This is a genomic window from Sulfurimonas sp. (assembly GCF_041583195.1).
In the GTDB taxonomy this organism is placed as follows: Bacteria; Campylobacterota; Campylobacteria; order Campylobacterales; family Sulfurimonadaceae; genus Sulfurimonas.
Window position 1 is genome coordinate 51,440 of record NZ_JBFHGL010000011.1, and the last position, 16,106, is coordinate 67,545.

The following is a 16,106-nucleotide window of genomic DNA, read 5'->3' on the forward strand; positions in this document are numbered from 1 at the left end:
TTATTTACTCCACTGCTCTATCTTACCGTTTAAGTCCATATGTGTAAGATAAAGTCGAACATCAAACTCCACCTGATGATAATCACAGAACATGTGTTCACATAACTTATAAAAAGCCTTGTTATGCTCTTTTTCTTTAAAATGGGCTAACTCATGTACAACTATCATCTGTAAAAATTCTTCAGGAGTATTTTTAAACATAGATGCAACTTTGATCTCATTTTTTGCTTTTAGTTTAGCGCCTTGAACACGAGATACAAAATGGTGAGTCCCCAAGGCATTATGGATTACATTTATCTTCCCATCATACACAGCTTTGCTAAGCGGTGCTGTCTTTTTCATATACTCATTTTTTATATCTTGCACATATGAAAAAAGTGCTTTGTCGTTTTTGTATGAATGGGCACTAGGGTACTTTTTCAAAAGATATTTATCAAGCTTGTTTGAATCGATCAAAGTATGAACTTGTTGTTGAACAGATGGCGGGTAATGGTTTAGATATTTTAATTTTTTCATCTTGTATACTTTGTTAAAAATGCATTTATCTGGTTTGCAAACAGCTCCGCATCTTTAGTTGAGAATGGTTTAGGTCCCTTAGTTATCTCTCCGCTTTCACGGATCTTCTCCATCAAGTTTCTCATAGCCAAGTACTGTTTTATATTATCCACACTGTAAAGCTCACCTCTATGGTCTATTGCGTGAGCATTTTTAGTTATAACTCTGTCAGCCAAGGGGATATCGGCAGTTATAACCAAGTCATCCTCTTGTAGCATCTCAACTATTTTATTGTCAGCTTCATCAGCTCCCTCATCAACTATCATGTACTCAACAAATTCAGATTTGCCTATGTTGATCTTTTTGTTTGACACTACTATTGTTTTGATCTTTAAACGCTCAATCTGTTTTAAAAGTATAGGTTTTAGCAAGTTTGGAAAAGCATCTCCGTCTACATATATTTTAAACATCTATCAGCTCCAACTTCTCTTTGCGGCTTAACTTCTTTATTGCGGCTTCTCTCTTTGTAGCATCCACTCGATCTGCACAGTTCTCATAATACACTAACTCTACCGGTCTTTTATTTCTTGTATATTTTGCACCTTTTGCAGAATTATTATGCTCATCCAAACGTCTGGCAAGATCGGTAGCTACACCAGTGTAAAGAGTATCATCTGCACATTTAAGCATATACACCTTCCACTTACTGATCGGCGTTACAAATGTATCAATCCCTTCAACTTGGTAAAACTTAGCTTCATTTTCCTGACAATAATACATAGCATAAGCACATGTAAGAGAGTCCAACATATCTTCATGATCTTTTAGTTTTTTACCCCTAAGATCACTCAAGTCTTGTTTTAAAATCTTATGTGGTGAGAACTCTTTTAAAAGGTATTTTTTATAGATCGCTAACTGTTCTTTTATAAAAACTGTATCACGACCTTTTTTTCTTTTGTATGGAAGTATCTCATGGTTATTCCAAAGCATCGCTATAGTAGAGTGTGTATATACTTCAAAAACTGTCTTCTGAGCTTTATAATCACGTTTAAAATCAAGCTCGCTAAGTTTATCAAATAGTTGCACGCTTCTAATATCAGGGGAGTATTTTGTAAGTAGTTTTTTATTTGCAGGGAGCATTGAGATCTTGTACTTGGCAAAGTCTTTGTTAAACTCTTTCTCAACCAAACGGTTTCCACTCTCATTTGGAACAACAAGCGGTGCGTCTACACCAACGAAGAGTTTATGCTCTTTATATTTTAAAATCTCATCTATGATCTCATCTATCGAGTAAAGTAGTTTTATATCTATTATTTTGAGTTTGTTTTTTTGTGGCGTGGCAATGCAGAAACCGCTTGGGTTTTTCTCACCCCAAGCTAAGTCAATACCTATATAAAAAGACTCTTGTTTACTACTCAAAGTGCACAAATGCCTTTGGTTCAGGTGCAGTGAATTCCATACCTAAAAGTCTTACTTTATAAGCATGAAGCATTACGCGTTTTGAGCGTCTTCCACCGTACTGCTCATCACCGATGATCGGATGATCTACATAACGAAGGTGTGTACGGATCTGGTGTGTACGACCGTGATGGATTATACATTTTACTTTAGTCTTTTTTGCACTTACAATATCAGGGAAAAACTCACTTCTTGCAGGTTTTCCTTTGCTAGATACATTAGACTGTGCACGGTTGTTTTTCTTAGTTGTGAAGATCGGTTTATCAACCTCTATAGGCTCACTCATGATCCCTTCAACCCAAGCAATGTACTCTTTGTAAACATTGTCTTTTTTAAACTCTTTTATAGCTTTTTGTCTAAACTCTTCGTTTTTAACAAGCATTAAAACACCACTAGTTTCACGATCAAGTCTGTGAAGAAGTTGAACATCTTTAAACATACGTTCAATCTCATCAGAGTTTATGTATGGCGGTTTATCAACTACCAGTATGTCATCGTTTTCAAATATGATGTTTGGCTTTTCAACCTTTGTTACACGGAAAATCGTTTTATCGTCAATCTCACCGCGGGCGATCATAACTTTCTTGTTTCCTACATATACAAGCCCGCGATCTATCATAGACTTTGCTACGTTGTTTGAGATTCCCTCTTGAGCTGCTAGGAGCTTATATGCTTTCTCTTTTCCCATTTTTAAATTTCCTTTGATTTAATTCTATCAATAACCCTGTCTAAATCTATCTTCTCATCTACCATTGAAGGCGGCAATTCTTTTGCAGCCATTAGAGCATCTGCAATCTCGTTTGTTTCTACATACTGAACATGATGTACATATTTGAACAACTCTTTTTGATGGAAAAAATGTTTACCCGTAATTATCTTACATCCAAAAAAAGCAGGTTCTAGCGGATTATGTCCGCCAATATCTTCTCTAAATGCACCACCTAATATTGCTATATCGCTAATATTATATATATTGTTTAACTCACCCATAGCATCTACAAGTACCATGTCTGAAGAGAAACTATTATCTTCAGAAAATCTAGACAAACTAAGTCCATGTTTTTGAGCATAAACTTCCATAAGAAGATAAACACTCTCAAAACGCTCAGGATGGCGCGGTACCATAATAAGTTTTGACTTATTATTTTTCACATACCTTACAAATGCTTCAAGAACTGACTTTTCTTCACTTTCATGAGTACTACCTGCTACAATTACTTCCTCTTCAGGTTTATTGTAATCTTTAGTCTTTTTTATCTCACCTGCAAGTTTGATATTTCCAACTACTTCTATATCTCTGGCACCCAAAGCCAAAAAACGATTTTTGTCGGCTTCACTTTGTGCATAGATAATATCTACACGTGAAAGCAACTTCTCATAAAACCACGAAAACTGTAAATATTTTTTTGCACTTCTCTCAGATATACGTGCATTTAGTAAAATAACACGAGACCCAATTGAGCTTGCAAGTACAAAAAGCATATACCAAAATTCAGCTTCCAAAACTACAACTACACGTTGCTTTTTCATCCAAAAAGGAAGCCACATCTCATATGGGAGGTAACGAACCTCTGCATCATACTTGTTTGCTTCTTTAAATCCCGTATGAGTAATCGTAGTTATCTTAAGATCTTCATCTTGTAACTCTTCTAATACAGGTTTTAATGCTTTAGCTTCACCAAGTGAGCATACATGAAACCAGACCCCGTTTTCTGAGTCGAATTTTTTATTTTTATATAGAAAAAATCTTGCCGGAATTGATTGTTTGTACTTTGGTTTGAGAGATAATAATATCAAAAGTGGTAGCGCTATTAGATATAGCACAACACTTAAGATATAGTAAAAAACTGTGAAAGGCAATGCCTTATTGCTCTGCAGTTTCCACATAAAGGATACGACCACAGTGTGGACAGTTAGTGATATCTTCACCTTTGATTACATCAGCGTAAACTTTATCACTGATCAGCATATTACAACCCATACAAGCTTGCTCTTCAACTTTTACAACAGTTGTATTTTTAGCCCAACGACGAATTTTTTGATAGAAAGCTAAACCTTTTTGGTTTACAGTACTTAAAAGTTTCTCTTTTTCAACAAATACTTTTTGTCTCTCATCATTGATAACTTTTAGTTTCTCATCAACATCAGCTTTTACAGATTCTAAGTTTGCTTCGATCTCAGCTAAAGATGATTTTGCAGCTTCTATCTGCTCGTTTTTGTTGTCAATAATTTTCTCTAAACGCTCAATCTCTTCATTTGCGAAAGTAACTTGCTCTTTTGCAATCTCTTCTTCAAGTTGAAGTGATTTCATCTCACGCTCAGTTTTAACTTCTTTAGATTTTTTAGAGTTATCTTCAAGCTTTTGAGAAAGTTCAGCTAAATGAAGTTCATTTTTAGATTTTTTTAATTCTTCTTCTTTGATCTCTTCAGTTAAGTTCTCAATATCTTTATCAATACTGTCTTTCTTTGCAACAGCTGCCTCATAACTTGAGTTTGCTTCCTCAATTTGCGGCTCAAATGCATCTATCTCTTTATCAACAATTGAAAGATCTATTAGTTGTTTTAGGTGCGGATTCATTAATCTCCTTCGATTAAATATATGTAAAAGGGTTCTTTGATGATGAAATTATAGCGTTTAAACCTAAAACTTTCAAATGCTTGTATAAAATATCAGCAAAAAAGCATTCAGATTCAAAATGTCCGATGTCGATTAGTGACAAATTTATGCTTTTTGCTTCCATCGCATCGTGATACTTTATATCCCCTGTAAGGAAGCAGTCAGCGTCAATATACTTGATCATACTTCCTCCGCTTCCAGTTGTCAAAGCACATGTTTTTACAAAATCAGAACATTTTACACTTTTTATATTTTCAAGTGAAAAAACCTGAGCAATTTTTTTAGCAAAAATGTCAAAATCTTCATTTACTTCAAATTTTATAACAAACTCTTCATCGTCCAAAATTTTGTATCCTAAAATCTCATTAGCAACATATTTATTTAGATGTGTTTTATCAAAATTTGTATGCATCGCAATGTTTGATATTTTTTTCTCAATCATAGTTTTTAAAAAGTTTGACGGATATTTTTCAAAATCAAGCTGAGTAATTCCACCAAAAATCAGAGGATGATGAGTTATTAAAAGTGTATTAGGTTTTAAACTCTCAAGCAGCTCTGCATCAACATCTATGCTTAAAACTATATGCTCTATCTCTTGATCACGAGAGCCTATCTGTATACCAGAATTATCCCACTTTTCCTGCAGTTCAAAGGGTGAAAGCTCATCTAGTTTTTCATATATCTCTTGAAGTTTCATTCTTACTCTTTACTCAGTTTTTCTAACTCTTGCTTCGCTTCTTCAAACTCAGGGTTTAATTCAAGGGCTTTTGAATACATCTCACGTGCAACATCTTCGTTTTTCATATCTACCATCAAGTTGCCGTAGTTGTAGTATGTTACAGGGTTTGTGCCATCTAACGCCAAAGAATCGTTAAGATGCATTTTAGCCGATGCATATTCACCCTCTGCACGATAAACCGATGCTAAAGAGTTATGAACAAACTCATCATTTTTATCGACATCCAAAGACTGTTTATAATAGTCAATTGCAGCTGTGTTGTCACCTACTTTTGCACTGATAAATCCAAGTTTGAAAAGTACTTCTGCATTTCCAGGACCTTTTAAATTTGCTTCATTTAACAGAGCTAATGCTTTTTGTTCATCTTCATTTTGGAAGGCTTCATCAGCACTCTCTACCAATTCATCAACAGAGTATGGAGAAAAAGTTTGCAGTTGTTTTTCATACTCTTGATCTGAGTCATCTTGAGATGGCTCGTAATCTTGATTTTGGTCTTCTGTATTATTATCTTCTAATGTCTGAATATGCTGATATATTTTAAAAGCAAAAAACACAGACGCACCTAGCATCAGTATTTGTAATAGTGTCATCTTTATAATTCCTTGTTGACTAATTTTATAAATTGCAGCGGATCAACTTGTACACCGCTAACTCTAGCTGAAAAATGTAAATGTGGACCTGTTACGCGACCGCTCACACCAGATAGTCCTATAACCTCGCCTTTTTTTACTTTTTGACCTTTTTTTACATCGAATTTACTCATATGATAATAACACGTATAAACACCATGTCCATGATCAACTACGATTGATCCACCTGAGTAAAATCTATCTTTCACAAGTACTACTTTTCCATCATTTACACATCTTATCGGTGTACCAACTTTTGCACGAAAATCTGTACCGCTATGGTAACTTTTAAACGTTCCGTTAAATGTTCTTGCACGTCCGAAATCACTTGTAATTTTAGACTCCATCGGCATAATAAACTTTGAATCAACATAGTTTTTATCTGTCGTAGTATTATAGATCTTAATAGCTTCGGTATACTCTTTTGAAGCTCTTTTTTTATTCTCTTTTGATAGTTTTACTTTCGAGCCGTCTACTTTAAGAGTTTCTTTTTCATAACCGCCATCAACAACTTTAATTGGGATGATTTTTGTTTTTTCTTTATTGTTTTTAGTATAGTGAACTACAACATCAAGTTTTTTCGGTTTTTGATAATAACTTACAGGTATAAAAACATAATCTGAGAAGATCATATATTTTTTGTCTTCTACTTTTGCATAGTTATAATTTATACCATCTTCTTTTTCAAACTTTATAAGTGCAGTTTGTCCGTTTTTTATCTCTGTATTTGATATCTCAAATCTTATTCCAAACAGATTACTTAGTAAAAATAGCGCTAATAATAATATTCTCATTAATAATCCTTCATAGCTCGTTCAATATCACGTTTTTGATCTTTAGCCTTAAGATCGGCTCTCTTATCGTGAAGTTGTTTACCCTTAGCAATAGCAATCTGAACCTTTACCAAATTTCTATCATTAAAATACAGTTGCAGCGGTACTATTGTATATCCATCACGGTCAACCGCTTTTTGGAGTTTATCTATCTCTTTTTTATGCAAAAGCAACTTTCTGCTTCCACGCTCTTCATGCCCGTAATAATGGTGTGTTGTTTCAAGTCTTCCGATGTGCATGTTGTACAAAACGGCTTCACCGTTATCAAGACGTATAAAACTGTCTTTCATATTTATACGGCGTGCGCGAATACCTTTAACTTCACTACCTGTTAGTACAATACCGGCTTCAAACTTCTCTTCTATAAAATAATCGTGATAAGCTTTTTTATTTTTTGCGTATGGTTCACCCATAAAAATTTGTTTCTCTCTTTTTAATTACTATTTGTAATTATAACAAAGCTTATACAACTTTGAAGAAACTGCTTCCGCTTCCGCTAAAGTAGTAACCATCTTTTTGATGTTTTTTCAGCTCTGGGTATTCTTTTAGAGCAGGTTTAAACAGATCATTTGCTTCTTCTGGAGTATATGAGTTTAATATCTCTAAAGATGTAGTGTTTTTTAACCTTTTAACTTCTGTCTCGTCAATTGGATCAAAAAAGTTTGCACGGTAAGATTTGTAAACTTTTGGAGTTGAGATCTCTACTTTAGGGGTACATACATCAAAGTTTAGAAGTGCTTCATCGTACTTCTCTACAATCTCTCCAATACCGCCGACATTTGCACTGTCATATCCATATATAAAAAATGGAACATCAGCACCAACTTCAAGTCCAATCTCAGCTAATTCTTTTATGCTCAGATCTAGATGTAAAACTTCATTACACATTTTAAGATAGGTTGCCGCATCACTGCTTCCACCGCCAAGTCCTGCAAAAGCAGGAATACTTTTGTCAACTTTTACAGCATATGTCTGCATAAGATTTTTTAGAGATTCACTTTTTGTATATTTAAGAAGTGCGGTATATGCTTTATAGATTGTATTTTGTTCTGTAGTACAAGAAAAATCACCGATTATTTTAAAATCTTGAATTTCCTTTTTTTCAAATGATAATTCGTCGTAAAGATTCTCAACTCTCATAAAACGAGAGATGATCTCATGGTAATCTCCACGTACACCCGTAATTTTTAAAAAAGTATTTACTTTTGCATACGCTTTGTATATTTTCATTTTATTTTTTAATGATCGAGCTTAGTTGAGAAAGAAGTGAGTCATCGATCTCTTTAGAAGAAGCAACGTTTGAATCTTTTACGTTTTCTAAAAGTTCACTTCTGATTATGTTTACATCTTTAGGTGCTTCAATACCGAGTTTTACAACACCTTTGTCTATAGATATAACTTTTAAAATTATATCATCCCCCAACTGTATTGATTCATCTACTTTACGTGCTAAAACTAACATATATTTATCCTGCCAAGTTCATATTTGACTTGTTTATTTTCTATCTTAATTATCGAGATATTATCATCATTATCTATCCAATAATATCCATCTTTTTTGTTTTCTAAATCTTCTAAAGCAAGAACTCTTCCATATTTGAGATTTTCTTGATCTCCATTGTAAAAATTCTGCTCAATGTTCAAAGATTTTTTGATATCTAATGCTTTTTCATTATCATAAAAAAACTGTCCTTCATTTAATCTCTCGAGCATTGAAAGACTTCCATATTCTAATCCTAGTCTTTTTGCAACTAGTAATCCAAGAGATCTTATATAAGTACCCTCGCTTACTGTAGCTTCAAAAGTTACAAATGGGTGGCAATAAGAGATTAGTTTAGTTTCATATATAGTTGAATTGATCTTGTTTAGTTCAAACTCCACACCTGCACGGGCTAGATCATACGCTCGCTGACCGTTTATACGTTTAGCTGAAAATATCGGCGGTTCATATTCAAGCTCACCCTCTAACGATTTTAGAACATCCAATATTTGACTCTCGCTAAACTCTTTTACCTCATCAATTCTCTCGATCATCTCTGTATCTAAGGAATCACTTTTAGCACCTAACCATAATGTAGCACGATAAGTTTTTGGAGTTTTATCTAAAAAGCGAAAAAGTTTAGTATGACTTCCCATACCAATTAACAATACACCTTTTGCAAAAGGATCTAACGTACCAGAAAAACCAGCTTTTTTTTGGTTATATTTTCTTTTTAGTTTAGTTAAAAAAAAATTCGAGCTGATATTTGATGGTTTGTATGCAACAAACAGTCTATTCATACATAACCTATAAACGTTCTATAAATGAAGCAAGTATCTCTTTTTTAGTACCTGCGAAATTTATATTTAGTTTGAATTCTTTTCCCGCTTTACTCACGCCAAGTACACGACCAGTTCCAAAGATTTTGTGACGCACAAGATCGCCTTTTTTAAAGGCTGTATTTTTTTCAACTTTTAAGCTTCCTTGACAAAGTCCAGCTTCATTGAAAAATCTTGATTTTTCCAGATCACTTCTGCGACCCTTGTAAAATCTGCTTCCAACATGAGATAGAGTAAGTCTTTCTTTTGCACGTGTAAAAGACACATAACCAAGACGTCTCTCTTCTTCTAAGTCACTTCCATCACCCACAAGCGGTAAGAAGCCCTCCTCCATACCTATAATAAATATATGATCAAACTCTAAGCCTTTAGATGCGTGAATACTCATCATATATATACTCTCACCCTCTACCTGGTCCTGTTCACTTTGAAGCGTGAGTTCATTTAAGAATTCATCTAATCCAGACTGAGGATTATTTTTTATAAAGTCACGAAATAGTGCATAAAACTCATCCATATTTCTTACTCTATCTTCTGCATCAGGTTGACCATTATATATATCTTTTAACTTGAAAGTCTCCTCTAAAGTATCTATAAAATCATAAGTAGATTCTTCAGCAACTTTTGACACGCTCTCTATGTCTTTTATAAATTGTTTTAGAGTTTTTGCATTTTTCTTTCTAACAAGAGCTTCTAATTCTGCAGCAGTAGAGCTTTTTATATAAGCGAAAATAGACTTTTCTGCTTCGTGGGCTGCTAATTCTAGTTTATCTACACTCGCCTTACCTAGACCACGTTTAGGTTTATTTATAATTCTTTTGAAAGAGAAGTCATCATGTACATTTGTAACTACACGGATATAAGAGATTAGATCTTTTACCTCTGCACGGTCATAGAAACGCTGACCGCCTACTAATTTATAATTTATACGTGCACGGTTTAATCCCTCTTCAATTGAACGAGAAAGTACGTTTACACGATAAAGCACGGCAATATCTTTTGCACTTACACCAGAGTCTATAAGCTTTGTTATATTTGTAGCAATTTTACGCGCCTCTTCAGTTTCATCTTGAGAGTTTAATACTACTACATCATCACCGCTTCCGCGAGTAGGCTTTAGCTCTTTTCCAAGACGTGAACGGTTATGCTCGATTAGAGCATTTGCAACTTTTAAGATTGGTTCACGTGAGCGGTAGTTGTTTTGAAGCTTGAAAACTTCTGTATTTTCAAAGTCTTTATGAAACTCCATAATATTTCTTATGTGAGCTCCACGCCAACCGTAAATACTTTGATCATCATCACCCACTACACATATATTGTTGTGAGTAGAACATAACTTTTGTAAAAGTTTTAATTGAAGTTCATTTGTATCTTGATATTCATCTACCATAATGTACTGGTATTTTTCACTTGTCTTCTTTGCAAGTTCTGGATGCTCATCCAAAAGTTTGTAAGTAAGCGCTATAAGATCATCAAAGTCTACAAGGTTATTTTCGTTTAAATATGCTTCATACTCTTCATAAACTTTTGCGATTTGCTGGTAATTATAAAATTCTGCTTGTTTGTAAGCATCATCAGGTGTCATAAGTGAGTTTTTATATCTTGAGATCTCACTTGCAATTAATGGGGTTGCAATCTCTGAGTTTATCTTTTTTAAAATTCTTTTTTTATCATCCGTATCGATCACGACAAAGTTGTTTTTTCTACCCATTAAATGGATATTGAACTTTAAAAATAAAAGACCGAATTTATGGAATGTACAAAGCAGTGGCGGATAAGAGATATCTTCAATCATATCTATCGCACGTTCACGCATCTCTTTTGCAGCTTTATTCGTAAACGTAAGTGTCAATGTATTTGAAGCAGGTATACCAATACCTTGTATCAGATAAGATAATCTAGAGATGATCGTTGTTGTTTTTCCACTTCCTGCACCTGCCAAAATAAGTACAGGACCCTCTGTTTTTTTTACAGCATCACTCTGTTCATCATTTAGTTTTGCGAAAATTTTTTCCATATTCCCCACTAAAGCTTTTAAATTTTATTTATTATATCAAAAATATTCTAAATTATAATGGAGATGTTGCTTTTATTATAATTTTGAGTTATACTTTCATCATTACTTTAACTTATAGGAATTATTATGTTAAAAGATTTTGCTAAACTGCAAACATTTTTAATGGTTACAAAAGAAAAGAGTTTTTCGAAGGCTTCGGCAAAACTTGGAATCTCTCAACCGGCTGTTACACAACAAATAAAGTTTATTGAAGATTATTTAGACACAAAGATTGTTCAAAGAAAGAAAAACGGTATATTACTTACCAAAGAAGGTGAAGACCTTTACAGAATTGCGAAAAGGCTTGAAAAAGCAATAGAAAACAGTGAAAAAGAACTTATAAGTATTATTAATAAAGAATTCACTTTTGTAATAGGTTCATCTAATGCAATCGGTAACTATGTTCTACCAAACTATTTAGGTGAGATTAAAAAGAGAATAGACAACGAAGTTTATATGAATGTTGATAAATCTTGTAACATTATAGAAGCTTTAGAAGATAAAAAAGTTGATTTAGCTCTTATTGAATCACCTGTATTTAAAGATGATATTATCTATAGAGAGTGGATCGAAGACGAACTAGTATTTTTCTCAAACCAACCGATTAAAAAACAATTGACTGCTGAAGATCTGCTTGATTTTGACTGGATATGCCGTGATGAGCAATCACATACAAGAAGACTAACAGCTGAAGTTTTTGAAGAGATTGGTGTTCAATGTAACAGCTTTAACGTAGTAAGTGTTATGGAATCTCCTACTGCTATAAAAGAAGCTATTTTAAACTCTGACAAAAATGCTGAGCGTCCGCTTGTATCTGTTATGAGTAGACACGTAATAAGAGGCGATGTTGAAGCTGAAAGATTATTTTGTGCAAGAATTAAAAACTATAAGATTGAGCGTAAGTTCTACATAGCGTATTCAAAAGACAGAAAACACGATGCATTTGTTGATAACGTTGTAAGTTATCTTCTTTCTCTAAGTAAAATCTAAATTGATTTAAAGAATAAGCCGTCCAAATCTTTTTCTTTTTCGGCTGAATCTTACCAAGTAAGATTCGCTCGTCAAAGAGATTTAGACGATGCAAAATTTATTTTAAAAATTTTGAATTATCAGGGTTTGATAAAAATATATTCATAGAATTTTCAATCCCCTTATCGTCAACCTCTTTTTTAACTACTTTTTCTTCTTTTTGATATTTTGCCAAATTAATAAGTACCGGTTGATCATCAATTATAATTTGAACGATACTAAGTAGCGGAACACTAACAACTGAACCAAAATTATCTGCTCCAAAACCTGCTTCAAATACAAGCATATCATCTTCTATTCTGGCACTCTCAAAAGTATAAGCGGCAAGATAAAACAAAGTCATTGCATGAAACTGAGATAAGATCTCTTCAGGTAGTTCTGGAGAAAAGCCTACGTCTTTAATATTACAAAGAACTCCAAAATGTCTATCTTTTTCAAAAAGATATATTATAAAATCTTGAATATTCTTTTTCATTACCTTTGCAAAATCAGGTTCACTTATAAAATCTTCTAACAAAAAACATCCTTTATATTCTTATCTGCAATTATATCAAAATCTATCATTGCATTTAAGAGTGCTACTTTTGAAAAATCTTTAAGATCTTCAGATTTGATATCTGCTTCAAAAATCTTAGAGCTGTCTAAAAGTCTTTCTCTTGTCGTACCTTTTAAAAGAGGTTTTTTTGGGGTTTTCCAAACACCGTCAAACAAAGCTATATTAGCTATTGTAGTATCTGTTAAAAGCCCATTTTTTACAATTAAAACATCATCTGCATTTTGACGTTTTTCAAACAATTGGTTAAGTTCTGTTCTGTCAGTTGATTTTAGCGAGTAATCTATCTGATCATCATATACAAGTTTTAAAGTATTTATATTGCGTTTATTATATTTTATAAATTCTATATCTATTTTTTCCAGATTTTGAGGTGTGTATACCAGTCTGCACCTGTATAGTCCGTCTTTTGGAGCGTTAATATAATCAGACAGAGTTTTATGTTCATTGATGCCAAAGTGTTTCAATACACTTTCATATCTTTTTTGATGATACTCTAGATGGTAAGGAGTTCCATCTAAAATTTTAATAGTCTCTAAAAATTCACTCTTCATTAAAAAGTGCTGTACTTAAGTATCTTTCACCTGTATCACAAAGTATAGTTACTAAAGTTTTCCCTTTAAACTCTTCACGTGATGCTACCTGCATTGTAGCCCAAACATTTGCACCTGCTGAAATACCGACAAGTAAGCCTTCTTCTTTAGCCAGCATTTTGGCAGTATTAATTGCATCTTCGTTAGTTACTTGAATAACTTCAGAGTATACAGATGTATCTAAAACTTTAGGTATAAATCCTGCACCAATTCCTTGAATTTTGTGAGGACCACCTTCACCACCTGAAAGCACTGGTGAGTCTGTAGGTTCAACTGCGAAAATTGCAATATTTTGAATCTCTTTTTTTAACACTGTAGCAGTACCTGTAAGTGTACCTCCAGTTCCAACTGCCGCTACAAATGCGTCTATATTTCCATCTGTATCACGTAGAATCTCAGGTGCTGTAGTAAGGGTGTGAATCTCTGCATTTGCATCGTTTTCAAACTGCTGAAGGATAATAGAGTTGTTTGTTAAAGCCTCAAGTTCCTTAGCTTTCTCAATTGCCCCGCTCATTCCCTTGGCAGCTGGTGTTAAAACAAGTTCAGACCCAAGTGCCTTTAGAAGATTACGTCGCTCAATACTCATAGATTCAGGCATAGTTAGTACAAGTTTTAAATTTTGTGCTGCACAATTTGCTGCAAGTGCAATACCGGTATTTCCACTTGTAGGCTCAATGATCGTAGAGTTTTCATTGATCAAACCTTTTTCCTGTGCACGTCTGATCATATTAAATCCAAGTCTGTCTTTTACAGAACTTGTAGGGTTCATAAATTCACACTTTCCAAGTATTGTAGCACCACTTAACTTTGAAGGGGTGTTTAATTTAATAAGAGGCGTATTTCCTATAAGTTCAGTTACATTATTTGCAATATTAGCCACAATATTCCCTTTAGTCTTATTTTATATTTTCATCTATCAAATTGATTACACAAGTTTGTATCATATCATAAACTTTATCAAACCCTTCAAAGCCGTTAAAGAAATACGGATCAGGCACATCTGCACCATCATATCCGTAATCACCAAGCTTTACCAAATTTTTGGCTCCAAGTGCATTAAGATCACTTAAATTTTTATCATCAAGAGCTACTACTAAATCGTATTTTTCAAAATCTGTTTTTTTTACCTGTCTTGAGACTAAATTTGATATATCAACACCGTTTTTGTGTGCAACTTTAATTGAATTTTCACAAGGGTTTTCACCTACATGCCAATCACCTGTTCCTGCTGAATCTACAACTAAATTCAAGCCCTTGTCTAATGAATATTTATTTGCAATTCCATCAGCTAAAGGGGAGCGGCATATATTTCCTAAACATACGAATATAACTGATCTAATCATACTTCTTCTTTATATAATTTTGAGAAATTATATCATATCGGTTAAACCAGTTATTGTTATTTAAACATCTTTTTACTATAATAAGCATTCTAAATTTAAAATGGATTCCCAATGAAAAACAAAAAGTTTATAACAATTGGTTTTATAAGTGTAGCAGTAGCATTTCTTATGATGTTTTCCACTACTCTTTTTGCAGATTCTAAGCAAGGTGATGTAGCAAAAGAGGCCTCTAGACTTGAAGCTCTAGCAAAGTTTACAAAAGTTATCTCTATTGTTGAACAGTACAATGTGGATGATGTAAGTATCGAAGAGCTGATGGACAAAGCGTTAGCCGGTATGATGCAAAATTTGGATGCCCACTCAAACTATCTTGTTGCAAAAGACTATAAACGTCTTAAAGTTCAAACAGATGGTGAGTTCGGCGGACTTGGAATCACTGTAGGTATACGTGATGGTGCTTTAACAGTTATAGCGCCTCTAGAAGGTACACCTGCAGATAAAGCCGGTCTTAAAGCCGGTGATATCATTTTAAAAATAAATGAAGAATCAACTCTTAATATGACTATTGATGAAGCTGTATCTATTATGCGTGGAAAGATTGGCGATCCGATAGATATAACAATAGTACGTGAGGGTGAATCAAAACCTATTGAAGTAAATATAGTTCGCGGAAATATAACTATTCAGTCTGTATATACAAAAACAATAGATGACACAATTTTATATGTTCGTGTTACAAGCTTTGATAAAAAAGTTCAACAAGATGTTGAGAAAGCTATTAAACAACACCAAGGTAAAACTAAAGGGATCATACTTGATCTTAGAAATAATCCTGGTGGACTTTTAGACCAAGCTGTTGGGCTTGTTGATCTTTTTGTAGATAATGGTATTGTGGTTTCTCAAAGGGGTCGCAAAGATTCTGACAAACAAGTTTACAATGCCAGTTCAAGTGCAACTATTACGGATGTACCTTTAGTTGTTTTAGTAAACGGCGGAAGTGCAAGTGCATCTGAAATTGTAAGCGGTGCTATTCAAGATCACAAACGCGGTGTAGTAGTTGGTGAGAAAACTTTTGGTAAAGGGAGTGTACAGGTTGTACTGCCGATTACAGAAGATGAAGCTATCAAACTTACTATTGCAAGATACTATCTTCCAAGCGGGCGTACTATTCAAGCTGTTGGTGTAACACCTGACATTGAAGTTGTATCAGGAAGTATAAAAACAAATGAAAACGGTTTTTCAATCAAAGAAGCCGATCTTAAAAAACACCTAAAAGAGGAGCTTAAAAAAGTTGACGGAGTAGATGCTAAAGAAAAAGAAGCGGTAGAAGAAGACCTAGAAGACAACAAAGAGATTATCACAGAAAAGATGCTAAATAATGATCTACAACTAAAAGAGGGCGTTGATATTATTAAAGCTCTAATAATTATGAAAAAATAAAA

At 33.7% G+C, this 16,106-nt stretch carries 20 protein-coding genes; 2 read left to right on the top strand and 18 right to left on the bottom strand.

Features of this window, described 5'->3' with window-relative positions:
- The 14 genes from ABZA65_RS10115 to ABZA65_RS10180 are packed head-to-tail and all read right to left on the bottom strand — an operon-like array spanning window position 1 to window position 11,107.
- Window positions 1-516: a YgjP-like metallopeptidase domain-containing protein gene (locus ABZA65_RS10115; RefSeq protein ID WP_373073259.1), complete on the bottom strand. Its 516-nt coding sequence runs from the start codon at window positions 514-516 to the stop codon at window positions 1-3.
- The gene (locus tag ABZA65_RS10120) at window positions 513-965 is read right to left on the bottom strand and encodes a YaiI/YqxD family protein (protein ID WP_373073261.1); all 453 of its coding nucleotides are present in this window, start codon (window positions 963-965) and stop codon (window positions 513-515) included. Before ABZA65_RS10120 ends, ABZA65_RS10115 begins: the two co-directional genes overlap by 4 nt.
- Window positions 958-1,914 (bottom strand): DUF429 domain-containing protein, encoded by a 957-nt coding sequence (locus ABZA65_RS10125; RefSeq protein ID WP_373073263.1) that lies wholly within the window; start codon window positions 1,912-1,914, stop codon window positions 958-960. Before ABZA65_RS10125 ends, ABZA65_RS10120 begins: the two co-directional genes overlap by 8 nt.
- Window positions 1,907-2,641, bottom strand: a complete 735-nt coding sequence (locus ABZA65_RS10130) for a pseudouridine synthase family protein (protein WP_373073265.1) — start codon at window positions 2,639-2,641, stop codon at window positions 1,907-1,909. Before ABZA65_RS10130 ends, ABZA65_RS10125 begins: the two co-directional genes overlap by 8 nt.
- A gap of 2 nt (window positions 2,642-2,643) precedes the next feature.
- Complete coding sequence (gene waaA / locus ABZA65_RS10135; RefSeq protein WP_373073267.1) at window positions 2,644-3,840, bottom strand: lipid IV(A) 3-deoxy-D-manno-octulosonic acid transferase; 1,197 nt, start codon at window positions 3,838-3,840, stop codon at window positions 2,644-2,646.
- Window positions 3,818-4,531, bottom strand: coding sequence for a zinc ribbon domain-containing protein (locus ABZA65_RS10140; RefSeq protein ID WP_373073269.1), 714 nt, complete (start codon window positions 4,529-4,531; stop codon window positions 3,818-3,820). Before ABZA65_RS10140 ends, waaA begins: the two co-directional genes overlap by 23 nt.
- A 13-nt stretch (window positions 4,532-4,544) precedes the next feature.
- Window positions 4,545-5,267, bottom strand: coding sequence for a Nif3-like dinuclear metal center hexameric protein (locus ABZA65_RS10145; RefSeq protein ID WP_373073271.1), 723 nt, complete (start codon window positions 5,265-5,267; stop codon window positions 4,545-4,547).
- A gap of 2 nt (window positions 5,268-5,269) precedes the next feature.
- Window positions 5,270-5,899: a tetratricopeptide repeat protein gene (locus ABZA65_RS10150; RefSeq protein WP_373073273.1), complete on the bottom strand. Its 630-nt coding sequence runs from the start codon at window positions 5,897-5,899 to the stop codon at window positions 5,270-5,272.
- Between the two features lie 2 nt (window positions 5,900-5,901).
- Entirely contained in the window at window positions 5,902-6,732 is an 831-nt protein-coding gene (locus ABZA65_RS10155) for a M23 family metallopeptidase (RefSeq protein WP_373073275.1), read from the bottom strand.
- On the bottom strand, window positions 6,732-7,184 hold the full coding sequence (gene smpB / locus ABZA65_RS10160; protein ID WP_373073277.1) for an SsrA-binding protein SmpB: 453 nt from the start codon (window positions 7,182-7,184) through the stop codon (window positions 6,732-6,734). The genes ABZA65_RS10155 and smpB overlap by 1 nt, the downstream gene beginning before the upstream one ends.
- A 49-nt stretch (window positions 7,185-7,233) precedes the next feature.
- Window positions 7,234-8,001, bottom strand: coding sequence for a 4-(cytidine 5'-diphospho)-2-C-methyl-D-erythritol kinase (locus tag ABZA65_RS10165; protein ID WP_373073279.1), 768 nt, complete (start codon window positions 7,999-8,001; stop codon window positions 7,234-7,236).
- Window position 8,002: 1 nt separating this feature from the next.
- A complete protein-coding gene (gene csrA / locus ABZA65_RS10170; protein ID WP_373073281.1) occupies window positions 8,003-8,233 on the bottom strand; it encodes a carbon storage regulator CsrA in 231 nt (76 codons plus the stop codon).
- Complete coding sequence (gene truB / locus ABZA65_RS10175) at window positions 8,227-9,051, bottom strand: tRNA pseudouridine(55) synthase TruB (RefSeq protein ID WP_373073283.1); 825 nt, start codon at window positions 9,049-9,051, stop codon at window positions 8,227-8,229. The genes csrA and truB overlap by 7 nt, the downstream gene beginning before the upstream one ends.
- Before the next feature lie 7 nt (window positions 9,052-9,058).
- Window positions 9,059-11,107 (bottom strand): ATP-dependent helicase, encoded by a 2,049-nt coding sequence (locus ABZA65_RS10180; protein WP_373073285.1) that lies wholly within the window; start codon window positions 11,105-11,107, stop codon window positions 9,059-9,061.
- Between the two features lie 126 nt (window positions 11,108-11,233).
- Between ABZA65_RS10180 and ABZA65_RS10185 the strand changes: the two genes are divergently transcribed.
- Window positions 11,234-12,136, top strand: coding sequence for a LysR family transcriptional regulator (locus ABZA65_RS10185; protein ID WP_373073287.1), 903 nt, complete (start codon window positions 11,234-11,236; stop codon window positions 12,134-12,136).
- Between the two features lie 97 nt (window positions 12,137-12,233).
- On the opposite strand, the gene ABZA65_RS10190 is transcribed toward ABZA65_RS10185, so the two are convergent.
- The 4 genes from ABZA65_RS10190 to ABZA65_RS10205 are packed head-to-tail and all read right to left on the bottom strand — an operon-like array spanning window position 12,234 to window position 14,664.
- Entirely contained in the window at window positions 12,234-12,692 is a 459-nt protein-coding gene (locus ABZA65_RS10190; protein WP_373073289.1) for a hypothetical protein, read from the bottom strand.
- Window positions 12,686-13,282, bottom strand: a complete 597-nt coding sequence (locus ABZA65_RS10195; RefSeq protein ID WP_373073291.1) for an aminotransferase class IV family protein — start codon at window positions 13,280-13,282, stop codon at window positions 12,686-12,688. Before ABZA65_RS10195 ends, ABZA65_RS10190 begins: the two co-directional genes overlap by 7 nt.
- Window positions 13,272-14,201 carry a cysteine synthase A gene (gene cysK / locus ABZA65_RS10200; RefSeq protein WP_373073293.1) on the bottom strand — a complete coding sequence of 310 codons (930 nt, stop codon included), beginning with the start codon at window positions 14,199-14,201 and terminating at the stop codon, window positions 13,272-13,274. Before cysK ends, ABZA65_RS10195 begins: the two co-directional genes overlap by 11 nt.
- Before the next feature lie 16 nt (window positions 14,202-14,217).
- The gene (locus ABZA65_RS10205) at window positions 14,218-14,664 is read right to left on the bottom strand and encodes a low molecular weight protein-tyrosine-phosphatase (protein WP_373073295.1); all 447 of its coding nucleotides are present in this window, start codon (window positions 14,662-14,664) and stop codon (window positions 14,218-14,220) included.
- A 111-nt stretch (window positions 14,665-14,775) separates the two neighbouring features.
- Here ABZA65_RS10205 and ABZA65_RS10210 point away from each other — a divergent pair, with 111 nt between their 5' ends.
- Entirely contained in the window at window positions 14,776-16,104 is a 1,329-nt protein-coding gene (locus tag ABZA65_RS10210) for a S41 family peptidase (RefSeq protein ID WP_373073297.1), read from the top strand.
- Window positions 16,105-16,106 lie beyond the last annotated feature (2 nt).